Raw genomic sequence first — 16,096 nt, 5'->3', positions numbered from 1 at the left:
GTTACAGGTGGCCGTGGCGCACGATGGCCAGGTTGATGGCCAGGTGCACCACCACGGTCAGCACGAACCACAGCGTCCGCGCCGCCGGATATGTGGCCCGCACCGCCCACAGCTGGCCGAAGGACAGCGCCACGTGCAGCAGGCTGGGCACCGACCGCGCCACCAGCACCGTGCCCAGGGCCAGCAGCGGCGGGAAGCCCAGGCTGAGACAGTGGACATTGCCCGCCGCGCACAGCGGCAGCATGCCGCGCGCCAGCGCCCAGACGGCCACGCCCAGCTCCCACGCCGCCCAGGCATAGCCGGCGCTGACCGCCGCCCGGGTGTCGCGGTTGCTGAGCGACAGCAGCAGGTAGCGCCCCGCCTCCTCCACACAAGCCCCCAGGATCAACAGCAGGGTCACGGGCCCGACATGGCCGCCGGACAGGCCCAGGGCGCCCATGTCGCGGGCGGCCCAATCCTCCATGGCCGTGACCCCGGGCAGGACCAGCAGGCCGGCGGCCAGCACCCGCCCCTCCAGCACCCGACGGGCCAGCACCAGGGTCACCAGGGCCAGGATGACCAGGAAGAGGATGTAATAGATCACGCGGGCGTTCCCATTTGCTTGAGCGCCGATGAGGTAAAGCGGGCTCAGCCTTTCGGCCAGAGTGGTGTAGCGGGGCGGCCTGTGCGGTTGCAACAGGGTCCCGCCTATGCTTCCTTGGCCCCCGTCTCACGCCATTCCACCTTGATACGGGCCGGGAACCGACGCCATGACTTTCAAGACCCTAGACGATATCGCCCCCGCCAGCCGCACCGTGCTGGTCCGCGCCGACCTCAACGTCCCCGTGCAGGACGGCCAGGTCACGGACGCCACCCGCCTGGTCCGTCTGGTCCCCACCTTGAAGGAACTGGCGTCCAAGGGCGCCAAGGTCGTCGTGCTGTCGCATTTCGGCCGGCCCAAGAACGGGCCTGACGAGAAGAACTCCCTGCGCCAGGTGGTGCCGGCCCTGTCGGACGCCCTGGGCGCCCCGGTGGCCTTCGCCGGCGACTGCATCGGCAAGCCGGCGCAGGACGCCATCCGCGCCCTGGAAAAGGGCCAGGTGCTGGTGCTGGAGAACCTGCGCTTCCACGCCGGTGAGGAAAAGAACGACCCCGCCTTCGCCGCCGATTTGGCCAAGCTGGGCGATATCTACGTCAACGATGCCTTCTCCGCCGCCCACCGCGCCCATGCCTCGACCGAGGCGCTGGCCCGCTTGCTGCCCGCGGCGGCCGGCCGCCTGATGCAGGCGGAGCTGGTGGCCCTGTCCAAGGCCCTGGGCCAGCCGCAGCGGCCGGTGGCGGCCGTGGTCGGCGGCGCCAAGATCAGCACCAAGCTGGACCTGCTGCTGAACCTGGTGGGCAAGGTCGACATCCTGGCGCTGGGTGGTGGCATGGCCAACACCTTTCTCTACGCCCAGGGCGTGGACGTCGGCGCCTCGCTGGCGGAGAAGGACATGGCCGATCAGGCCCGCGCCATCCTGGCCAAGGCCGAAGCCGGCGGCTGCCAGATCCTGCTGCCCAAGGACGGCGCGGTGGCCAAGCAGTTCAAGGCCCACGCCCCCTCGCGCATCGCCGCCCCCGGCGACATCGCGGCCGATGAGATGATCCTGGACGCCGGCCCGGCCACGGTCGCCTATTACGGCGAGAAGCTGGCCACCGCCAAGACGGTGGTGTGGAACGGCCCCATGGGCGCCTTCGAGATCGAGCCCTTCGACGCCGCCACCAACGCCGTGGCCAAGATCGTGGCCGACCTGACCAAAGCCGGCACCGTCCTGTCCGTGGCCGGCGGCGGTGACACCGTGGCCGCCCTGGAGCATGCCGGCGTGGCCGACGCCTTCAGCTACATCTCCACCGCCGGCGGCGCCTTCCTGGAATGGCTGGAAGGCAAGGAGCTGCCGGGCGTGAAGGCTTTGGAAGAGTAACCCTCAATCGCCGGGCGGCGGCATCCGCCGCCTAGGCTTCCTCGCTTTTCAGTCCGCTGACGCTCCCCAAAAAGCTCCGGCGGACGCGGTTGCGTCCTACAGCGGCATGAGGCGATCTCATGCCGCTGGCGGGTTGAACACCCCTTCCCTATAAAATTAACCAAAGCGGTGCAACTTCGCCCCGTGCGCCTTCAGCCAGGCGCGCGGCTTGTCCACGTCACCGGCCAGCGCCGCGCACAAGGCCCAGAACTTCGGGCCGTGATTCATTTCCTTCAGGTGCGCCACCTCGTGCGCCACGACGTAGTGGACGATCTGCGGCGGGGCCAGGATCAGGCGCCAGGAATAGCTGATGCGGCCGGTGGCGGAGCAGCTGCCCCAGCGGCTGCGGGTGTCGCGCACGGAAACGGCGGTGGCGCGCAAGTCGGCGCGGGCGGCCGTTTCCGCCGTCAGGGCCGACAGGTGGCGCCGCGCCTCCGCCTTCAGGAAATCGGTGGCGCGGCGGTTCAGAAATTCCGCCTCCCCGCCCACGTACAGGTCCAGGCCGGCCGGTCCCTCGACCAGACGGGCGCCGCCCCGGCGGCCGGGGTCGTGACGGATCACGGCCGACCGGCCCAGCAGGGGCACCGCCATGCCGTCGATGAAGGGCTGACGCGGCGGCAGGGCCGCTAAACGGGCATTCACCCAATCCAGGTGGCGGCCGACGAAGCCCGCGACCTCGGCATCACCCACGCGCGGTGGAACCGTCACGCGCACGGTGTCGGTGGCGCCGTCGACCTTCAGCGAGAGGCGCCGGGCGCGCGGGCTGCGCCGCACCTCCACCGGCTGGGCTATGCCGGCCACGCGCAATTGCGACACCGTGGTTGGCGCCACCCGCGCCTTCGTCCTGGTTTTCGGTGCGGGCTTTTTCGGGGCCGTCAGCCCCATGCCGCGCAACAGGCCCATCAACCCCATTGGTCCCGGCCTCTCGACATCCCTTGGCGGCCAAACCAATGGCCCACCGCTCATCTCTATATAAGGGGTATGAGCACCGGACGCACCCCCATATGCGCCATTTCAAGGCGCACGGCAGCACGGGCGGGTCGGATTTCGGGGAAATGGGGTCGTTGGTGCGGCAAGCTGGACCCCACAAAAGCGAACCCCCGTGCCGGTCAGGGCAACGGGGGTTCTGTTGGCTTCAGCGAAGCTCAGATAATCCATCGAGCGATACACCGGTCAGTAACCGGCATCAGCAATCGCTATATGTGTGGAGCTGTCACACAGCTCATACAGTACGCGCCGGTGGAGTCATGGTTTGACACACCCTCCTGGTTACGGGCAACACATCGAATACTGCGTGCATTCGACGATTTACCTGATCTGGTGGGCTAATCTGGGTTCTGAGGCCTCCTGAGTGCTTCGGTAAGTCAGATGGTGCGCCTGTTACAGTTCCGCGTCAACCCCATTACGCGGGACTTTTCGCCCCCCTTCTGGATAGCTTTTTCCGGCCCGCCGTTGACAGGTCCGCGCCCGGGACGCACGGTCGGCGTACTGCGCCCGGCGGCCGAACGCCGCGATAACAAGACCCTAAGGGAGGGGCCCGCCATGCCCGCCGACCTGATCCTGGCCATCGACCAGGGTACCACCTCCACCCGCGCCATCCTGTTCGACGCCACCGGCCGGCCCTTGGCCACGGCCCAGCGCGAGCTGCCGCAGCATTACCCCGCCGACGGCCAGGTGGAGCATGATCCGGAGGACATCTGGCGCGACACGGTGGCGGTCTGCCGGGGTGTGGTTGACAAGGCCGGTGTGGATGCCGCCCGCGTGGCCGCCATCGGCATCACCAACCAGCGCGAGACCACGCTGGTGTGGGACCGGCGGACGGGGGAGGCGCTGCACCCCGCCATCGTCTGGCAGGACCGCCGCACCGCCGGCCTGTGCCAGGCCCTGCGGCGGGAGGGGGCGGAGACCCTGGTGCGCCAGCGCACCGGCCTGCTGCTGGACCCCTATTTCTCCGCCACCAAGCTGGCCTGGATCCTGGACACCGTTCCCGGCGCCCGCGCGCGGGCCGAGGCGGGGGATCTCGCCTTCGGCACCATAGACTGCTTCCTGCTGTGGCGCCTGACAGGCGGCGAGGTCCACGCGACCGATGCCACCAACGCCGCCCGCACCCTGCTGTTCAACCTGCAGACCCTGGACTGGGACCCGGAGCTGCTGCGCCTGTTCGGTATCCCGGCGGCCGTCCTGCCCCGGGTGCTGGACAATGCCGGCGCCTTCGGCATCGCCACCGCCGACCTGCTGGGCCGGCCCGTGCCCGTGCTGGGCATGGCGGGCGACCAGCAGGCGGCCGCCATCGGCCAGGCCTGCCTGGGCCCCGGCATGATCAAGAGCACCTACGGCACCGGCTGTTTCGCCCTGATGAACATCGGCGACACGCCGCGCCCGTCCAACCACCGCCTACTGACCACCTTGGCCTATCGCCTGGACGGCCGCGCCAGCTACGCGCTGGAGGGGTCGATCTTCGTGGCCGGGGCGGCGGTGCAGTGGCTGCGCGACGGGCTGAAGCTGATCCCCGACGCGGCGTCCAGCCAGGGCCATGCCGAGGCGCTGGCCGATACCGGCGGCGTCTACCTGGTGCCGGCCTTCACCGGCCTGGGCGCGCCTTATTGGGACCCCGACGCGCGCGGCGCCATCCTGGGCCTGACGCGCGACAGCGGCATCAGCCACATCGTGCGTGCGGCCCTGGAGTCCGTCTGCTACCAGACGCGCGACCTGATGGACGCCATGGCGGCCGACAGCGGCTGCGCCCTGACCGCCCTGCGCGTGGATGGCGGTATGGTCGCCAACGACTGGCTGATGCAGTTCCTGGCCGACCAGCTGGACCTGACGGTCGAGCGGCCGGCGGTGACGGAGACCACGGCCCTGGGCGCCGCCTTCCTGGCCGGCCTGGCGGCGGGCCTGTTCCCCAGCCTGGACACGATATCCACCCTGTGGCGGGAAGAACGGCGGTTCGAGCCCGCCGCCGACCCGGCGGCGCGGGAGCGCCTGTACGACGGCTGGAAACGGGCGGTCGGGCGGGTACGTAGCGCTTGATCCATATGCGACGTTTCGTCGCGGATTATCGCTATGCGTGCAAATTCTCGAGCAGATTCTTACACAATCAATGCATTCGATGGCGCCGCGCCAGCCCTGGGGCGAAGCCGGCATGGGCGGGGGTCCGGCCATTCTCAGCAAGGTGGGGGCGGGTTTTGAGTCGTTTTTTGATGCGCATGGCGACCTTTACAGGAGTGGCCATGGCGGGGGCACTGGGTCTGGCGCTGCCCCCGGAAGGCGTCACCGCCCAAGCCGCGGACGCGCAATGCACCCTGGACCGGTGGATCGTCCCCGTCGTCATGGAAGGCAACCAGCCCCTTATCCCCGGCGAGATTAATGGAACGCCCGTCAAATTCCTGATCGACACCGGCGCCAACGACAGCTTTATCCTGCAAGGTGCGGCCAAGCGATTGAACCTGCCGAAAGGCCGGCTGAAGGGCTATGCCTATGGCGTGGACGGCAAAAGCGACATCAACGACACCGTCATCAAGACGCTGACCCTGAACGGCAGCAGCGCCAGCGACGTGCCCATGACCATCGCCGGCCAAGGGGACAATTTGGGTCACCCCGATGTCGTTGGCGTATTGGGGGAGCGCTTCTTCAGCCATTATGATGTCGAGCTGGATTTCGCCCACAGCCGGGTTGTGCTGTATACTCCCCATAATTGCGGCGATGCCGACCTGATGACGTGGCAGGGCAGCTACTCCGTGGCGAGTTTCCGCCCCATGACATCCTTCCTGCCGCAGGTCATCGTCGATTTGCAGATCAATGGCACCCCTATACAGGCCTTGCTGGACACCGGCGCTTATTTCTCGGTGCTTACCCTGGATGCTGCGCAACGGCTGGGAATGACACCGGCCTCGCCCGACGCCAGACCGGTGGCGCCCAGTGGTGGCGTCAACGGCAAGGCCGTCTCCACCTGGGTTGGAACTTTCGACAGCTTCACCCTGGGCGACGAGACCATTCGGCATCCGAAGATGCGCTTCGGCCTTCTGCGCAGTGGTTTCGACTCTTTCAACGCGCGGGATGCGACCACGGTGGCCGGAATGCAAATGCTGCTGGGCGCCGACTTCCTGCGCAGCCACCATGTGCTGATCGCCCATAGCCAGCATAAGCTCTACTTCAGCTATGTGGGCGGCCCGGTGTTCCAGACGGACGCGCCGCCCCCCGCCGCAGCGGCACCCATCGCCCCGGCGGCCGAGCATCAAAGCGAATGAACGCTGGCCGGCGCGGGACGGGGGACACCTAGTCACGGCAACGCGAACAAAAGTCGGACAAAAAACGGGGACATCATGGGGGTTCAGGTGATGAAAACGAAAATTAGTGCGGGTGTGTCGGCACTCACCCTGATGGCGCTGGCCGTCCTCCCTTCCGCCCCCGCCCAGGCGGCCTCTTCCTGCAAACTGGCCCAGGTCGCGGCCATTCCCCTGGAGATGGACGGCAACATCCTGCTGGCCCGTGTGGCCATCAACGGCAAGCCCGCGCGCATGCTGGTCGATACCGGTGCCTGGATGTCAGTGCTGACCCGGTCGTCGCTGGCCCCCTTGGGGCTGAAGGCGGTGGATGCGCAAGGCGAGATGATCGGCATCGACGGAACCAGCCGCCTGTTGCAGACCACCATGGACAGCCTGGAACTGGGCACCTGGCATGGCCGCGATGTCCGGGTCTATGTCGGCGGCTATGGGTCCTTGGGGGACAATGCCGTCGGCGCCCTGGGCATGGACCTGCTGGAGCGCTACGACATGGAATTCGACCTGGCCCACAACCTGCTGAACCTGTTCAAGCCGGAAAAGTGCGACAACGACGTCCTGGCCTATTGGTCGAACAGCTACAACGTCACCGACATGGACGATGTGCGCGGCAACCGCTCCCGCATCCGCGTTCCCGTGCTGGTCAACGGCCAGACCGTGCACGCCGAACTGGACAGCGGCGCCAGCATCACCGTGCTGGATGAGGGCGTGGCCCGGCGCGTGGGCATCGACGTCATCGCCGGTGATGCCGCGAAAGCCGGGAACCTGCAAGGCGCCAACGGCTATTCCGTCGAAACCCATATCGGCACCTTCGACAGCTTCAGCATCGGCGATGAGACCATCCGCCATGCCAAACTGCGCGTGACCGACCTCTACAATCGCGTGGGCACAACCTATGTCGGCAGCCGCCTGAGCACCTCCTACGGTGACACGGACATGTATCTGGGGGCGGACTTCCTGCGCAGCCACCGCGTCTATATCGCGTCCAGCCAGCGCAAGGTCTATTTCACTTACCAGGGCGGGCCGGTGTTCCAGGTGGTGGGCCCGGCGCTGACCGCCGTGTCCCGCGGCGCCAAAGCGGACGAGGAGACGGAGCCGTCCGCCGCCGCCCCAACGAAGGCCCAAGGGCAATAGCGGCGGCGGCCCGTTTCCCGTCGCGGCGCTTGATCCCCACACCGTTTGCGTGCACTCCTCAATGTGCATGAATGCGAACGATCATGGCTGGGCGGGAAAGGGGGGAAGAGATGCGCACGCGGTCGCGGGCCTTGCTTGCCGGGGTCGCCTTTGTGGTCCTTTCCATGATCGGCGGGACGACGGGCGCCTGGGCCGCCGACACCTGCCAGATGGTCAAGTCGGACAGCCTACCGGTGGTCATGGACGGCAACCAGCCGCTGGTGAAGGTGGAGGTCAACGGCCATCCCGTCTATTTCCTGGTCGACACCGGCGCCTCGCTCAGCATGATCCTGCGCAACAAGGCGGAGGAGTTGGGGCTTCCAGCCTTCAGCGGCCGCAACGGCACGCTGAGCGGCGTGGGCGGGCGCAGTGACATCCAGACCACCCGTATCCCCACTTTCACCCTGGGCCAGCATACGGTCACCGACATGCCCTTGACCCTGTCGGGGGAGCGTGGCATCGGCCGCGCCGACGTGGTGGGCCTGCTGGGTGAGGACGTGTTCCGCAAGTTCGACGTGGAATTCGACTTGGCCCACGGCGTCATCAACCTCTACCAGCCACGCGGGTGCGAGACCGCTTTCCTGGGCTTCTGGTCGGATGCGGCGATGACCGCCGACATGCGTCCCGTGAACCCGCAGAATCCCAAGATCACTTTGGACGTGACGGTGGCCGGACAGCCGGTCCGGGCCATCCTGGACAGTGGCGCCAGTTATTCCGTCCTCTCCCTGCAAGCGGCGGCGCGCGCCGGGGTCACCCCGGAAACACCCGGCGTGGTCATGGGTGAAAAGGCCCAAGGCATCGGCGCCAAGGGCGTGCAGGATTGGGTCGGCGTCTTCGACGGCTTCACCCTGGGGGATGAGACGATCAAGCACGCCAAGCTGCGTTTCGCCGACCTGTTCGGCATGGGCACCTACACCGAAGCTGGGTCCCGCCTCGCCATCGACAACGCTCAGAATCGGCCGGAAATGCTGCTGGGCGCGGACTTCCTGAAAGCCCACCACGTGCTGATCGCCCACAGCCAAAACAGGCTGTATTTCACCTACAATGGCGGCCCCGTCTTTCAGGTAACCGGCCCCGCCCTGAAGCGCGCGGCGAGCGGCGACGGCACCAACTGATCCACAAACAAAAACCGCCACCGGAATGCCTCCCGGCGGCGGTCGCGTTTTCCGGAGGGCGGTGGCGGGTGCCGGCCGGCACCCCCTTGCCCCCTCTCCTTCGTCCCTCTTCGTGGGGCTCCCTTCACGGAAGATGCCCCGGTCGAAACCGGGGCGTCCGAGAGTGGAAAAGGTTACTCGGCGCTGAGCGCCTGCGGCGGGACGACAGGCACCGCCAGGCGGTGCAGCATCTCCTTGGGCACGATCTGCCAGAAATGGCCGCGCACCAGCGGCCAGTCGTTCAGCAGGGTCATGGCCCAGCGGCTCTGCGTCCGCGCCACATGCTCCTCGATCAGGGACACCAGCATGTCCTCGTAATGCTGGACCTCGATGCGCTGGAAGATGACGCTGTCGGGGTTGATGTGCAGTGGCAGGGTGCCCGTTGGATCATAGACGAAGGCCATGCCGCCGGTCATGCCGGCCGCGAAGTTGTCGCCGACGCCGCCCAGGATGACCACCATGCCGCCGGTCATGTACTCGCAGCCGTTGGAGCCGCAGCCCTCCACCACCACCGTGGCGCCGGAGTTGCGGACGGCGAAGCGCTCACCCGCCTGGCCGGCGGCGAACAGCTTGCCCGCCGTGGCCCCATACAGCACCGTGTTGCCGATGATGGTGTTCTCGTTCGACTTCAGCGGCGTGGCCGTCATGGGCCGGACGATGATGGTGCCGCCCGACAGGCCCTTGCCGACATAGTCGTTGGCGTCGCCGAACACCTCCAGGGTCAGGCCCTGGACGGCGAAGGCGCCCAAAGACTGGCCGGCGGAACCGCGCAGCCGCACTGTGCAATGGCCGGGCTGCAGGCCGCTCATCCCGAACTTGCGGGTGATCATCGCCGACATCCGGGTGCCGATGGCGCGGTGCGTGTTCTGGACGTTGTAGGCCAGCTGCATCTTCTCGCCATCGTCGAACAGCTGGCGGGCGTCGCGGATCATCTGGGCGTCCAGCGTGTCCGGCACCTCGTTGCGGCCCACCTGAGTGCAGTACCGCGCGCTGTCGCCGGCGGGGTCGGCCTGGGCCAGCAGCGGGTTCAGGTCCAGGTCGTCCAGGTGGACGGCGCCGCGGCTGACCTGGTGCAGCAGGTCGGTGCGCCCGATGACCTCACGCAGGGTGCGGAAGCCCAGGCTGGCCAGGATCTCGCGCACCTCTTCCGCCATGAAGCTGAACAGGTTCACCACCTTTTCCGGGGTGCCCACGAACTTCTGCCGCAGGCTTTCATCCTGCACGCACACGCCCACCGGGCAGGTGTTGCTGTGGCACTGGCGGACCATGATGCAGCCCATGGCGATCAGGCTGGCGGTGCCCACGCCGAACTCCTCGGCACCCAGCATCGCCGCCATGACGATGTCGCGGCCGGTCTTCAGGCCGCCGTCGGTGCGCAGGGTGACGCGATGCCGCAGGCGGTTCAGCGTCAGCACCTGCTGCACCTCGCTGAGGCCCATTTCCCACGGCAGGCCGGCGAACTTCACGCTGGTCTGGGGCGAGGCGCCGGTGCCGCCGACATTCCCCGACACCAGGATGACGTCGGCGCCGGCCTTGGCCACGCCGGCGGCGATGGTGCCGATGCCTGAGCGGCTGACCAGCTTCACGCAGACCTTGGCGTCCGGGTTGATCTGCTTCAGGTCGTAGATCAGCTGCGCCAGATCCTCGATCGAATAGATGTCGTGGTGCGGTGGCGGGCTGATCAGCATGACGCCGGGCGTGCTGTGGCGCAGGCGGGCGATCAGTTCCGTCACCTTGAAGCCGGGCAGCTGCCCGCCCTCGCCGGGCTTGGCGCCCTGGGCCACCTTGATCTCGATCTCGCGGCACTGGTTCAGGTACTCGGCGGTGACGCCGAAGCGGCCCGACGCCACCTGCTTGATGGCTGAGTTCCAGTTGTCGCCGTTGGCGTCCGGCTTGAAGCGCGCCGGGTCCTCGCCACCCTCGCCGCTGTCGGACTTGGCGCCGATGCGGTTCATGGCAACGTTCAGCGTGCCGTGCGCCTCGGGACTGAGGGCGCCCAGCGACATGGCCGGGGTGATGAAGCGCTTGCGGATGGCGGTGATGCTTTCCACCTCGTCCACCGAGACCTTGCCCTTGGAGGGGCGGAAGTCCAGCAGGTCGCGCAGCTGCAGGGGCGGGCGCTTGTGCACGCCTTCGGAGTAGCGCTTGAAGGTGGAATAGCTGTCGTTGGACACCGCCTGCTGCAGTAGGTGGATCAGGCCGCCTTCCCAGGCGTGGCGGTCGCCGCCCTTGCGGAACTTGTAGAAGCCGCCGATGGGCAGGGCCACGACCTCCTCGTTCCAGGCCAGCGCATGCTGTTCCAGCACGTCCTTCTGGATGCCGACAAGGCCCAGGCCGGAGATGCGGCTGATCATGCCGGGGAAGTGCTCGGCCACCAGCGAACGGGACAGGCCCACCGCCTCGAAGTTCAGGCCGCCGCGATAGCTGGAGACGATGGAGATGCCCATCTTGGACATGATCTTCAGCAGGCCTTCATTGATGGCCTTCTTGTACCGCTCCAGGCATTTTTCCAGGGGCATGTCGCCGAACAGGCCGCGCCGCTGGCGGTCGGCGATGGCCTCCTGCGCCAGGTAGGCGTTGACCGTGGTGGCGCCCACGCCGATCAGGACGGCGACGTAGTGCACGTCCAGGCACTCGCCCGCCCGCACGTTCACCGAGGTGAAGGTGCGCAGCTGCTGGCGGATCAGGTGGGTATGGACGGCACCCGTCACCAGGATCATGGGCAGGGCGGCACGGCCCGGGCCCATGGCCTCGTCCGTCAGGATCAGGTGGGTGGCGCCGCCGCGCACGGCGTCCTCCGCCTCCTGCCGCACGCGGCGCAAGGCGTCGGTCATGGCGAACTCGCCGCCTTCGGGATCGAAGGTGCAGTCGATCTCCGCCGCCGTATCGCCCATGTAGCGGCGCATGGCGGTGAATTCCGCCGTCGTCAGGACGGGGGTTTCCAGCTGCAGCAGGCGGGTCTGGCTGTCATCCTCGTCCAGGATGTTGCCCAGGTTGCCCAGCCTTGTCTTCAGGCTCATCACCCGCTGCTCCCGCAGGCTGTCAATGGGCGGGTTGGTGACCTGGCTGAAGTTCTGGCGGAAATAGTGGTGCAGGCCCCGGTAGCGGTCGGACAGAACGGCCAGGGGGCTGTCGTCGCCCATGGAGCCCACGGCCTCCTTCGCGTCCTCCACCATGGGGTGCAGGATGGTCTCCACATCCTCCATGGAGATGCCGTAGGCCACCTGGCGGCGGCGCAACTGGTCGCGGCTGAGCTCGGCCGTGGCGGCGGGCGCCCCCTTCACCAGGTCGTCCAGCACCGTGATGTGGCGCACCCAGCTGCCGTAGGGCTTGCCGGCGGCCAGGGTGTCCTTGATCTCGCGGTCCTTGTAGAGGCGGCCTTCGGCCAGGTCCAAGGCGATCATCTGCCCGGGCCCGAGGCGGCCCTTTTCCTGCACCGTATATTCCTCGACCTTGGTCATGCCCGTCTCGGAACCGGCGATCAGCAGGCCGTCGCCGGTGACGACGTAGCGCATGGGGCGCAGGCCGTTGCGGTCCATGCCGCCCACGACCCAGCGGCCGTCATACATGGCCAGGGCCGCCGGGCCGTCCCACGGCTCCATCACCGCGTTGGCGTAGCTGTACAGGTCGCGGTGGTTCTGCGGCATGGTCTCGCGGTCGGACCAGGCCTCCGGCACCAGCATGGTCTTGACCATGGGGGCGGAGCGGCCGGAGCGCACCAGCACCTCGAACACGGCGTCCAGGCAGGCGCTGTCCGACCCGCCGGCGGGGATGATGGGCTTCACGTCCTCGATCAGGTTGCCGAAGATCTCGTGACCCATGCGGGTCTCGTGCGCCTTCATCCAGTTGACGTTGCCGCGCAGCGTGTTGACCTCGCCGTTGTGCGCCAACATGCGGAAGGGCTGGGCCAGCCACCAGGTGGGGAAGGTGTTGGTGGAATAGCGCTGGTGGTAGATGGCGAAGTTGGATTCGAAGCGCTCGTCCAGCAGGTCCGGGTAGAAGGACGTCAGCTGTTCCGCCAGGAACATGCCCTTGTAGATGATGGAGCGGCAGGACAGCGTGCAGATGTAGAAGTCGCTGATGCTTTCCGCCTTCACCGCCTTCTCGATGCGGCGGCGGATGACGTAGAGGTCACGCTCCAGCTGATCTTCCGGGATGTTGCGCGGGTTGCCCACCATGATCTGCTCGATCTCGGGGCGGGTGGCGTTGGCCTTCTCGCCGATGATCTCGATGTTGATGGGGACTTGGCGCCAGCCGTAGATGGTGTAACCGAACTTCAGGATTTCCGTCTCGACGATGCAGCGGCAGCGCTCCTGCGCCTCCATGTCGGTGCGGGGCAGGAAGACCTGGCCGACCGAGATCAGGCCGTCGGGCGGCAGATGGCCGCTGCGGGCCACATGCTCGCGGAAGAAGCTCTGCGGGATCTGCAGGTGGATGCCGGCGCCATCGCCGGTCTTGCCATCGGCGTCGACGGCACCGCGATGCCACAGGGCGCTGAGCGCCTCCACCGCCTTCTCCACGACGGAGCGGCGGGGCTTGCCGTCGATGGCCGCGACGAAGCCCACGCCGCAGGCGTCATGCTCCATCTCCGGCGACCAGACGTGCGCCGCTTCCAGGCGGGCGGCGCTGGCGCGGTAGCGCTCGACGAACTCGGCGCCAGTCTCGGTTCCATTGGAAACGGAAAGGGGGCGGCCGTTCTCGATCATCTCGCTCATCTCAAATCCCCCTTACTCGGCGGCCAGCGGCGCGGTGGCGGCGCGTGCAGCGATATAGTTATGGATGCCGGCGGCGGCGTCGCGGCCGTCGCGGATGCCCCAGACGACCAGCGAGGCGCCGCGCACGATGTCGCCGGCGGCGAACACGCCCTCCAGATTGGTCATCAGGGTGCGCGGGTCGGCCATGACGGTGCCCCAGCGGCTGACCTTCAGGCCCGGCTCGCCGAACAGGGTGGGCAGCGGCTCGGGATCGAAGCCCAGGGCCTTGATCACCAGGTCGGCCTCCAGCGTGAAGGCGGAGCCCTCGATGGGCTGCGGCGTCTGCCGGCCGGAGGCGTCGGCCACGCCCATGTGCATGCGGTGGGCGCGCACGCCCGTCACCTGGCGGTCGCCCAGGAAAGCGTCCGGGGCTGCCTGCCACACGAACTCCACGCCCTCTTCCTCAGCATGGGCCACCTCGCGCTGGCTGCCCGGCATGTTGGCGCGGTTGCGGCGGTACAGGCACTTCACCGACTTGGCGCCCTGGCGGATGGCGGTGCGCACGCAGTCCATGGCGGTGTCGCCGCCGCCGATGACGACGACGTTCTTACCCTTGGCGTTCAGGCGGCCGTTCTCGAAATCCACCACCGTGTCGCCCAGGCCGGTGCGGTTGCTGGCAGTCAGGTAGTCCAGCGCCGGGACGATGCTGTCCACGCCGCTGCCCGGGCCTTCCAGCTCACGCGCCTTGTAGACGCCAGTGGCGATCAGGATGGCGTCGTGCTGCACGCGCAGCTGGCCCAGCGTGGCGTGGCGGCCGACCTCGAAGCCCAAATGGAAGACGACGCCGGCGTCGGCCAGCAGCTTGGCCCGGCGCTCGACCACCTCCTTCTCCAGCTTGAAGCCGGGGATGCCGTAGATCAGCAGGCCGCCCACGCGATCGTAACGGTCGTAGACATGCACCTGATAGCCCTTGCGGCGCAGCTGGTCGGCGGCGGCCAGGCCGGCGGGGCCGGCGCCGATGATGCCGACGCTCTGCGGCCGCTCGCGCACCGGGGCGGCCGGCTTCACCCAGCCGCGTTCCCAGGCGGTGTCGGTGATGTACTTCTCGACGGCGCCGATGGTGACGGTGCCGTGGGTCGACTGCTCGATGGTGCAGTTGCCCTCGCACAGCCGGTCCTGCGGGCAGATGCGGCCGCAGATCTCGGGGAAATTGTTGGTGGCCTGCGAGACCTCATAGGCCTCTTCCAGGCGGCCCTCGGCGGTCAGCTTCAGCCAGTCGGGGATATTGTTAGAGACGGGACAATGCACCTGGCAGAAGGGCACGCCGCACTGGGAGCAGCGCGAGGCCTGGGTGGCCGCCTGGTCGTCCGCAAAACGGGCGTAGATTTCATCGAAATCCCGACGGCGCAGCGCGGGCTCGCGTTTGTCAGGCATCTGCTGGTCCGTGTGGACGAACTGGAGCATCTGCTGCTTCTGCGCCATGGCCTTGATCCTTCGTGCTCTGCCCCGACGGCCCGTGCGGTGGCCGGCGGAGATGTTCCCCGTCTCGCCCGCGCCGCAGCGGAAGGCCGCCGGGTCATGGGCTTGCGCACAAGCGGGTGCGCCGAGTTCATATAAGTCGTTACGCCCCACCGCTCCAGCACTTTTTCACGTTAGGTCAGCTTAACTGTCCTATTGTGCATCGAGCACGTGACTCAGGTGTGGAAAAGCGGTGACTGCCCCATTCGCATCCGCGATATATAATACACATTCGTTTACCATATCCCTATATCCCATTGATTTACATGGAGACATAGAATGAGAATCCTTGTCACGCTACGGCATCCGCATTCCCAAGCGGCTGTCGCCGCCCGGCGCGACCGCTGCTATAAGCAGGCTGCCATCCAGCGGCCGGGTCCCGTCCGGCCGCCAATCGCCCCTAGACGTTGAGGCGCCATGTCTTTTTTGCAGACCCTGATCTTCGCGATCATCCAGGGCATCACCGAGCTTTTCCCCATCAGCAGCGTCGCCCACGGGGTGCTGACGCCCTTCCTGCTGGGCTGGGGTCTGGACCAGGCCTTCCTTAAGGAACACTTCCTGCCCTATCTGGTGATGCTGCACCTGGGCACGGCGGCGGCCCTGCTGGTGTTCTTCTGGCGCGACTGGGTCAACCTGCTGGCGGGCGTGGTCAAGGGGGGCCCGGACCGCCGCGTGCTGGCCCTGCTGGTGGTAGGCACCATCCCCGCCGCCATCCTGGGCCTGGCCTTCGAGAAGGTGCTGCGCGCCGCCTTCAGCGACCCGTTCAACGCCGCAATCTTCCTGATCGTGAACGGCTTCCTGCTGTTTTTTGGCGAGCGGCTGCGCGGCCGGGGCGAGCGCACGCTGGCCGACCTCAGCTTCGTCCAGGCCCTGCTGATCGGTCTGGCCCAGTCCCTGGCCTTGATCCCCGGCTTCTCCCGGTCCGGCGCCAGCATGGTGGCGGGCTTCTGGGCCGGCCTGAAACATGAGGAGGCGGCGCGCTTCTCCATGCTGCTGGCCACCCCCATCATCGCCGGCGCCAGCCTGTTGGTGGTGCCCAAGATGCTGCGCCAGGCGGAGGGCGACGTGATCCAGAGCGCGCTGGTGGGCGGCGCCGTATCAGGCGTTTGCGCCCTGGTCGCCGTCTGGGCGCTGATGCGCTGGTTCAAGCGCAACGAGATCGACGCGATGCGGCCCTTCGCCTTCTATTGCTGGGCCTTGGGCGCCGTCGTGCTGGGAATGATCTATATTTAAGAAGCGCGCCGATCCCGAATCGGTCAACGAAAAGGGCGCCTCCCGGCCGGGAAGGCGCCCTTTCC

General features: G+C 67.5%; 10 protein-coding genes. 6 read left to right on the top strand and 4 right to left on the bottom strand.

The features are described from left to right. Nucleotide 1: 1 nt before the first annotated feature. On the bottom strand, nt 2–583 hold the full coding sequence (locus Y958_RS01685) for a hypothetical protein (protein ID WP_088870654.1): 582 nt from the start codon (nt 581–583) through the stop codon (nt 2–4). Nucleotides 584–749: 166 nt separating this feature from the next. Here Y958_RS01685 and Y958_RS01680 point away from each other — a divergent pair, with 166 nt between their 5' ends. Beyond that, nucleotides 750–1,940 carry a phosphoglycerate kinase gene (locus Y958_RS01680; protein ID WP_088870653.1) on the top strand — a complete coding sequence of 397 codons (1,191 nt, stop codon included), beginning with the start codon at nt 750–752 and terminating at the stop codon, nt 1,938–1,940. A 156-nt stretch (nt 1,941–2,096) separates the two neighbouring features. On the opposite strand, the gene Y958_RS01675 is transcribed toward Y958_RS01680, so the two are convergent. Then, nucleotides 2,097–2,810, bottom strand: a complete 714-nt coding sequence (locus tag Y958_RS01675; protein ID WP_244909329.1) for a M48 family metallopeptidase — start codon at nt 2,808–2,810, stop codon at nt 2,097–2,099. A 711-nt stretch (nt 2,811–3,521) separates the two neighbouring features. Between Y958_RS01675 and glpK the strand changes: the two genes are divergently transcribed. The 4 genes from glpK (at nt 3,522) to Y958_RS01655 (ending at nt 8,547) form a co-directional block, all read left to right on the top strand. Further along, complete coding sequence (glpK, locus tag Y958_RS01670) at nt 3,522–5,009, top strand: glycerol kinase GlpK (protein ID WP_088870651.1); 1,488 nt, start codon at nt 3,522–3,524, stop codon at nt 5,007–5,009. Nucleotides 5,010–5,209: 200 nt separating this feature from the next. Further along, nucleotides 5,210–6,226, top strand: a complete 1,017-nt coding sequence (locus Y958_RS01665) for a retroviral-like aspartic protease family protein (protein ID WP_186291218.1) — start codon at nt 5,210–5,212, stop codon at nt 6,224–6,226. A 90-nt stretch (nt 6,227–6,316) separates the two neighbouring features. Continuing rightward, on the top strand, nt 6,317–7,393 hold the full coding sequence (locus Y958_RS01660) for a retropepsin-like aspartic protease family protein (protein ID WP_186291217.1): 1,077 nt from the start codon (nt 6,317–6,319) through the stop codon (nt 7,391–7,393). Nucleotides 7,394–7,503: 110 nt separating this feature from the next. Further along, nucleotides 7,504–8,547, top strand: coding sequence for a retroviral-like aspartic protease family protein (locus tag Y958_RS01655; protein ID WP_186291216.1), 1,044 nt, complete (start codon nt 7,504–7,506; stop codon nt 8,545–8,547). 173 nt (nt 8,548–8,720) lie between these two features. On the opposite strand, the gene gltB is transcribed toward Y958_RS01655, so the two are convergent. Together gltB and Y958_RS01645 are read right to left on the bottom strand one after the other, a co-directional pair. Further along, nucleotides 8,721–13,292 carry a glutamate synthase large subunit gene (gene gltB / locus Y958_RS01650; RefSeq protein ID WP_088870647.1) on the bottom strand — a complete coding sequence of 1,524 codons (4,572 nt, stop codon included), beginning with the start codon at nt 13,290–13,292 and terminating at the stop codon, nt 8,721–8,723. Between the two features lie 21 nt (nt 13,293–13,313). Further along, nucleotides 13,314–14,762, bottom strand: coding sequence for an NAD(P)-dependent oxidoreductase (locus Y958_RS01645; RefSeq protein WP_088870646.1), 1,449 nt, complete (start codon nt 14,760–14,762; stop codon nt 13,314–13,316). 453 nt (nt 14,763–15,215) lie between these two features. Here Y958_RS01645 and Y958_RS01640 point away from each other — a divergent pair, with 453 nt between their 5' ends. Further along, nucleotides 15,216–16,031 carry an undecaprenyl-diphosphate phosphatase gene (locus tag Y958_RS01640; RefSeq protein WP_088870645.1) on the top strand — a complete coding sequence of 272 codons (816 nt, stop codon included), beginning with the start codon at nt 15,216–15,218 and terminating at the stop codon, nt 16,029–16,031. Nucleotides 16,032–16,096: the final 65 nt, after the last annotated feature.

It is taken from the genome of Nitrospirillum viridazoti CBAmc, assembly GCF_000730165.1.
Lineage (GTDB): Bacteria > Pseudomonadota > Alphaproteobacteria > Azospirillales > Azospirillaceae > Nitrospirillum > Nitrospirillum viridazoti.
The sequence above is the reverse complement of the archived record's forward strand: the minus strand, read 5'-3'. Positions and strand labels throughout refer to the sequence as shown.

Bases quoted from the DNA above. Each gene is read 5' to 3' on its own strand.
- Y958_RS01655 (WP_186291216.1), top strand. From the start codon at position 7,504: ATGCGCACGCGGTCGCGGGCCTTGCTTGCCGGGGTCGCCTTTGTGGTC.
- Y958_RS01680 (WP_088870653.1), top strand. From the start codon at position 750: ATGACTTTCAAGACCCTAGACGATATCGCCCCCGCCAGCCGCACCGTG.
- Y958_RS01660 (WP_186291217.1), top strand. From the start codon at position 6,317: ATGAAAACGAAAATTAGTGCGGGTGTGTCGGCACTCACCCTGATGGCG.
- Y958_RS01640 (WP_088870645.1), top strand. From the start codon at position 15,216: ATGTCTTTTTTGCAGACCCTGATCTTCGCGATCATCCAGGGCATCACC.
- Y958_RS01665 (WP_186291218.1), top strand. From the start codon at position 5,210: ATGGCGGGGGCACTGGGTCTGGCGCTGCCCCCGGAAGGCGTCACCGCC.
- Y958_RS01645 (WP_088870646.1), bottom strand. From the start codon at position 14,762: ATGGCGCAGAAGCAGCAGATGCTCCAGTTCGTCCACACGGACCAGCAG.
- gltB (WP_088870647.1), bottom strand. From the start codon at position 13,292: ATGATCGAGAACGGCCGCCCCCTTTCCGTTTCCAATGGAACCGAGACT.
- glpK (WP_088870651.1), top strand. From the start codon at position 3,522: ATGCCCGCCGACCTGATCCTGGCCATCGACCAGGGTACCACCTCCACC.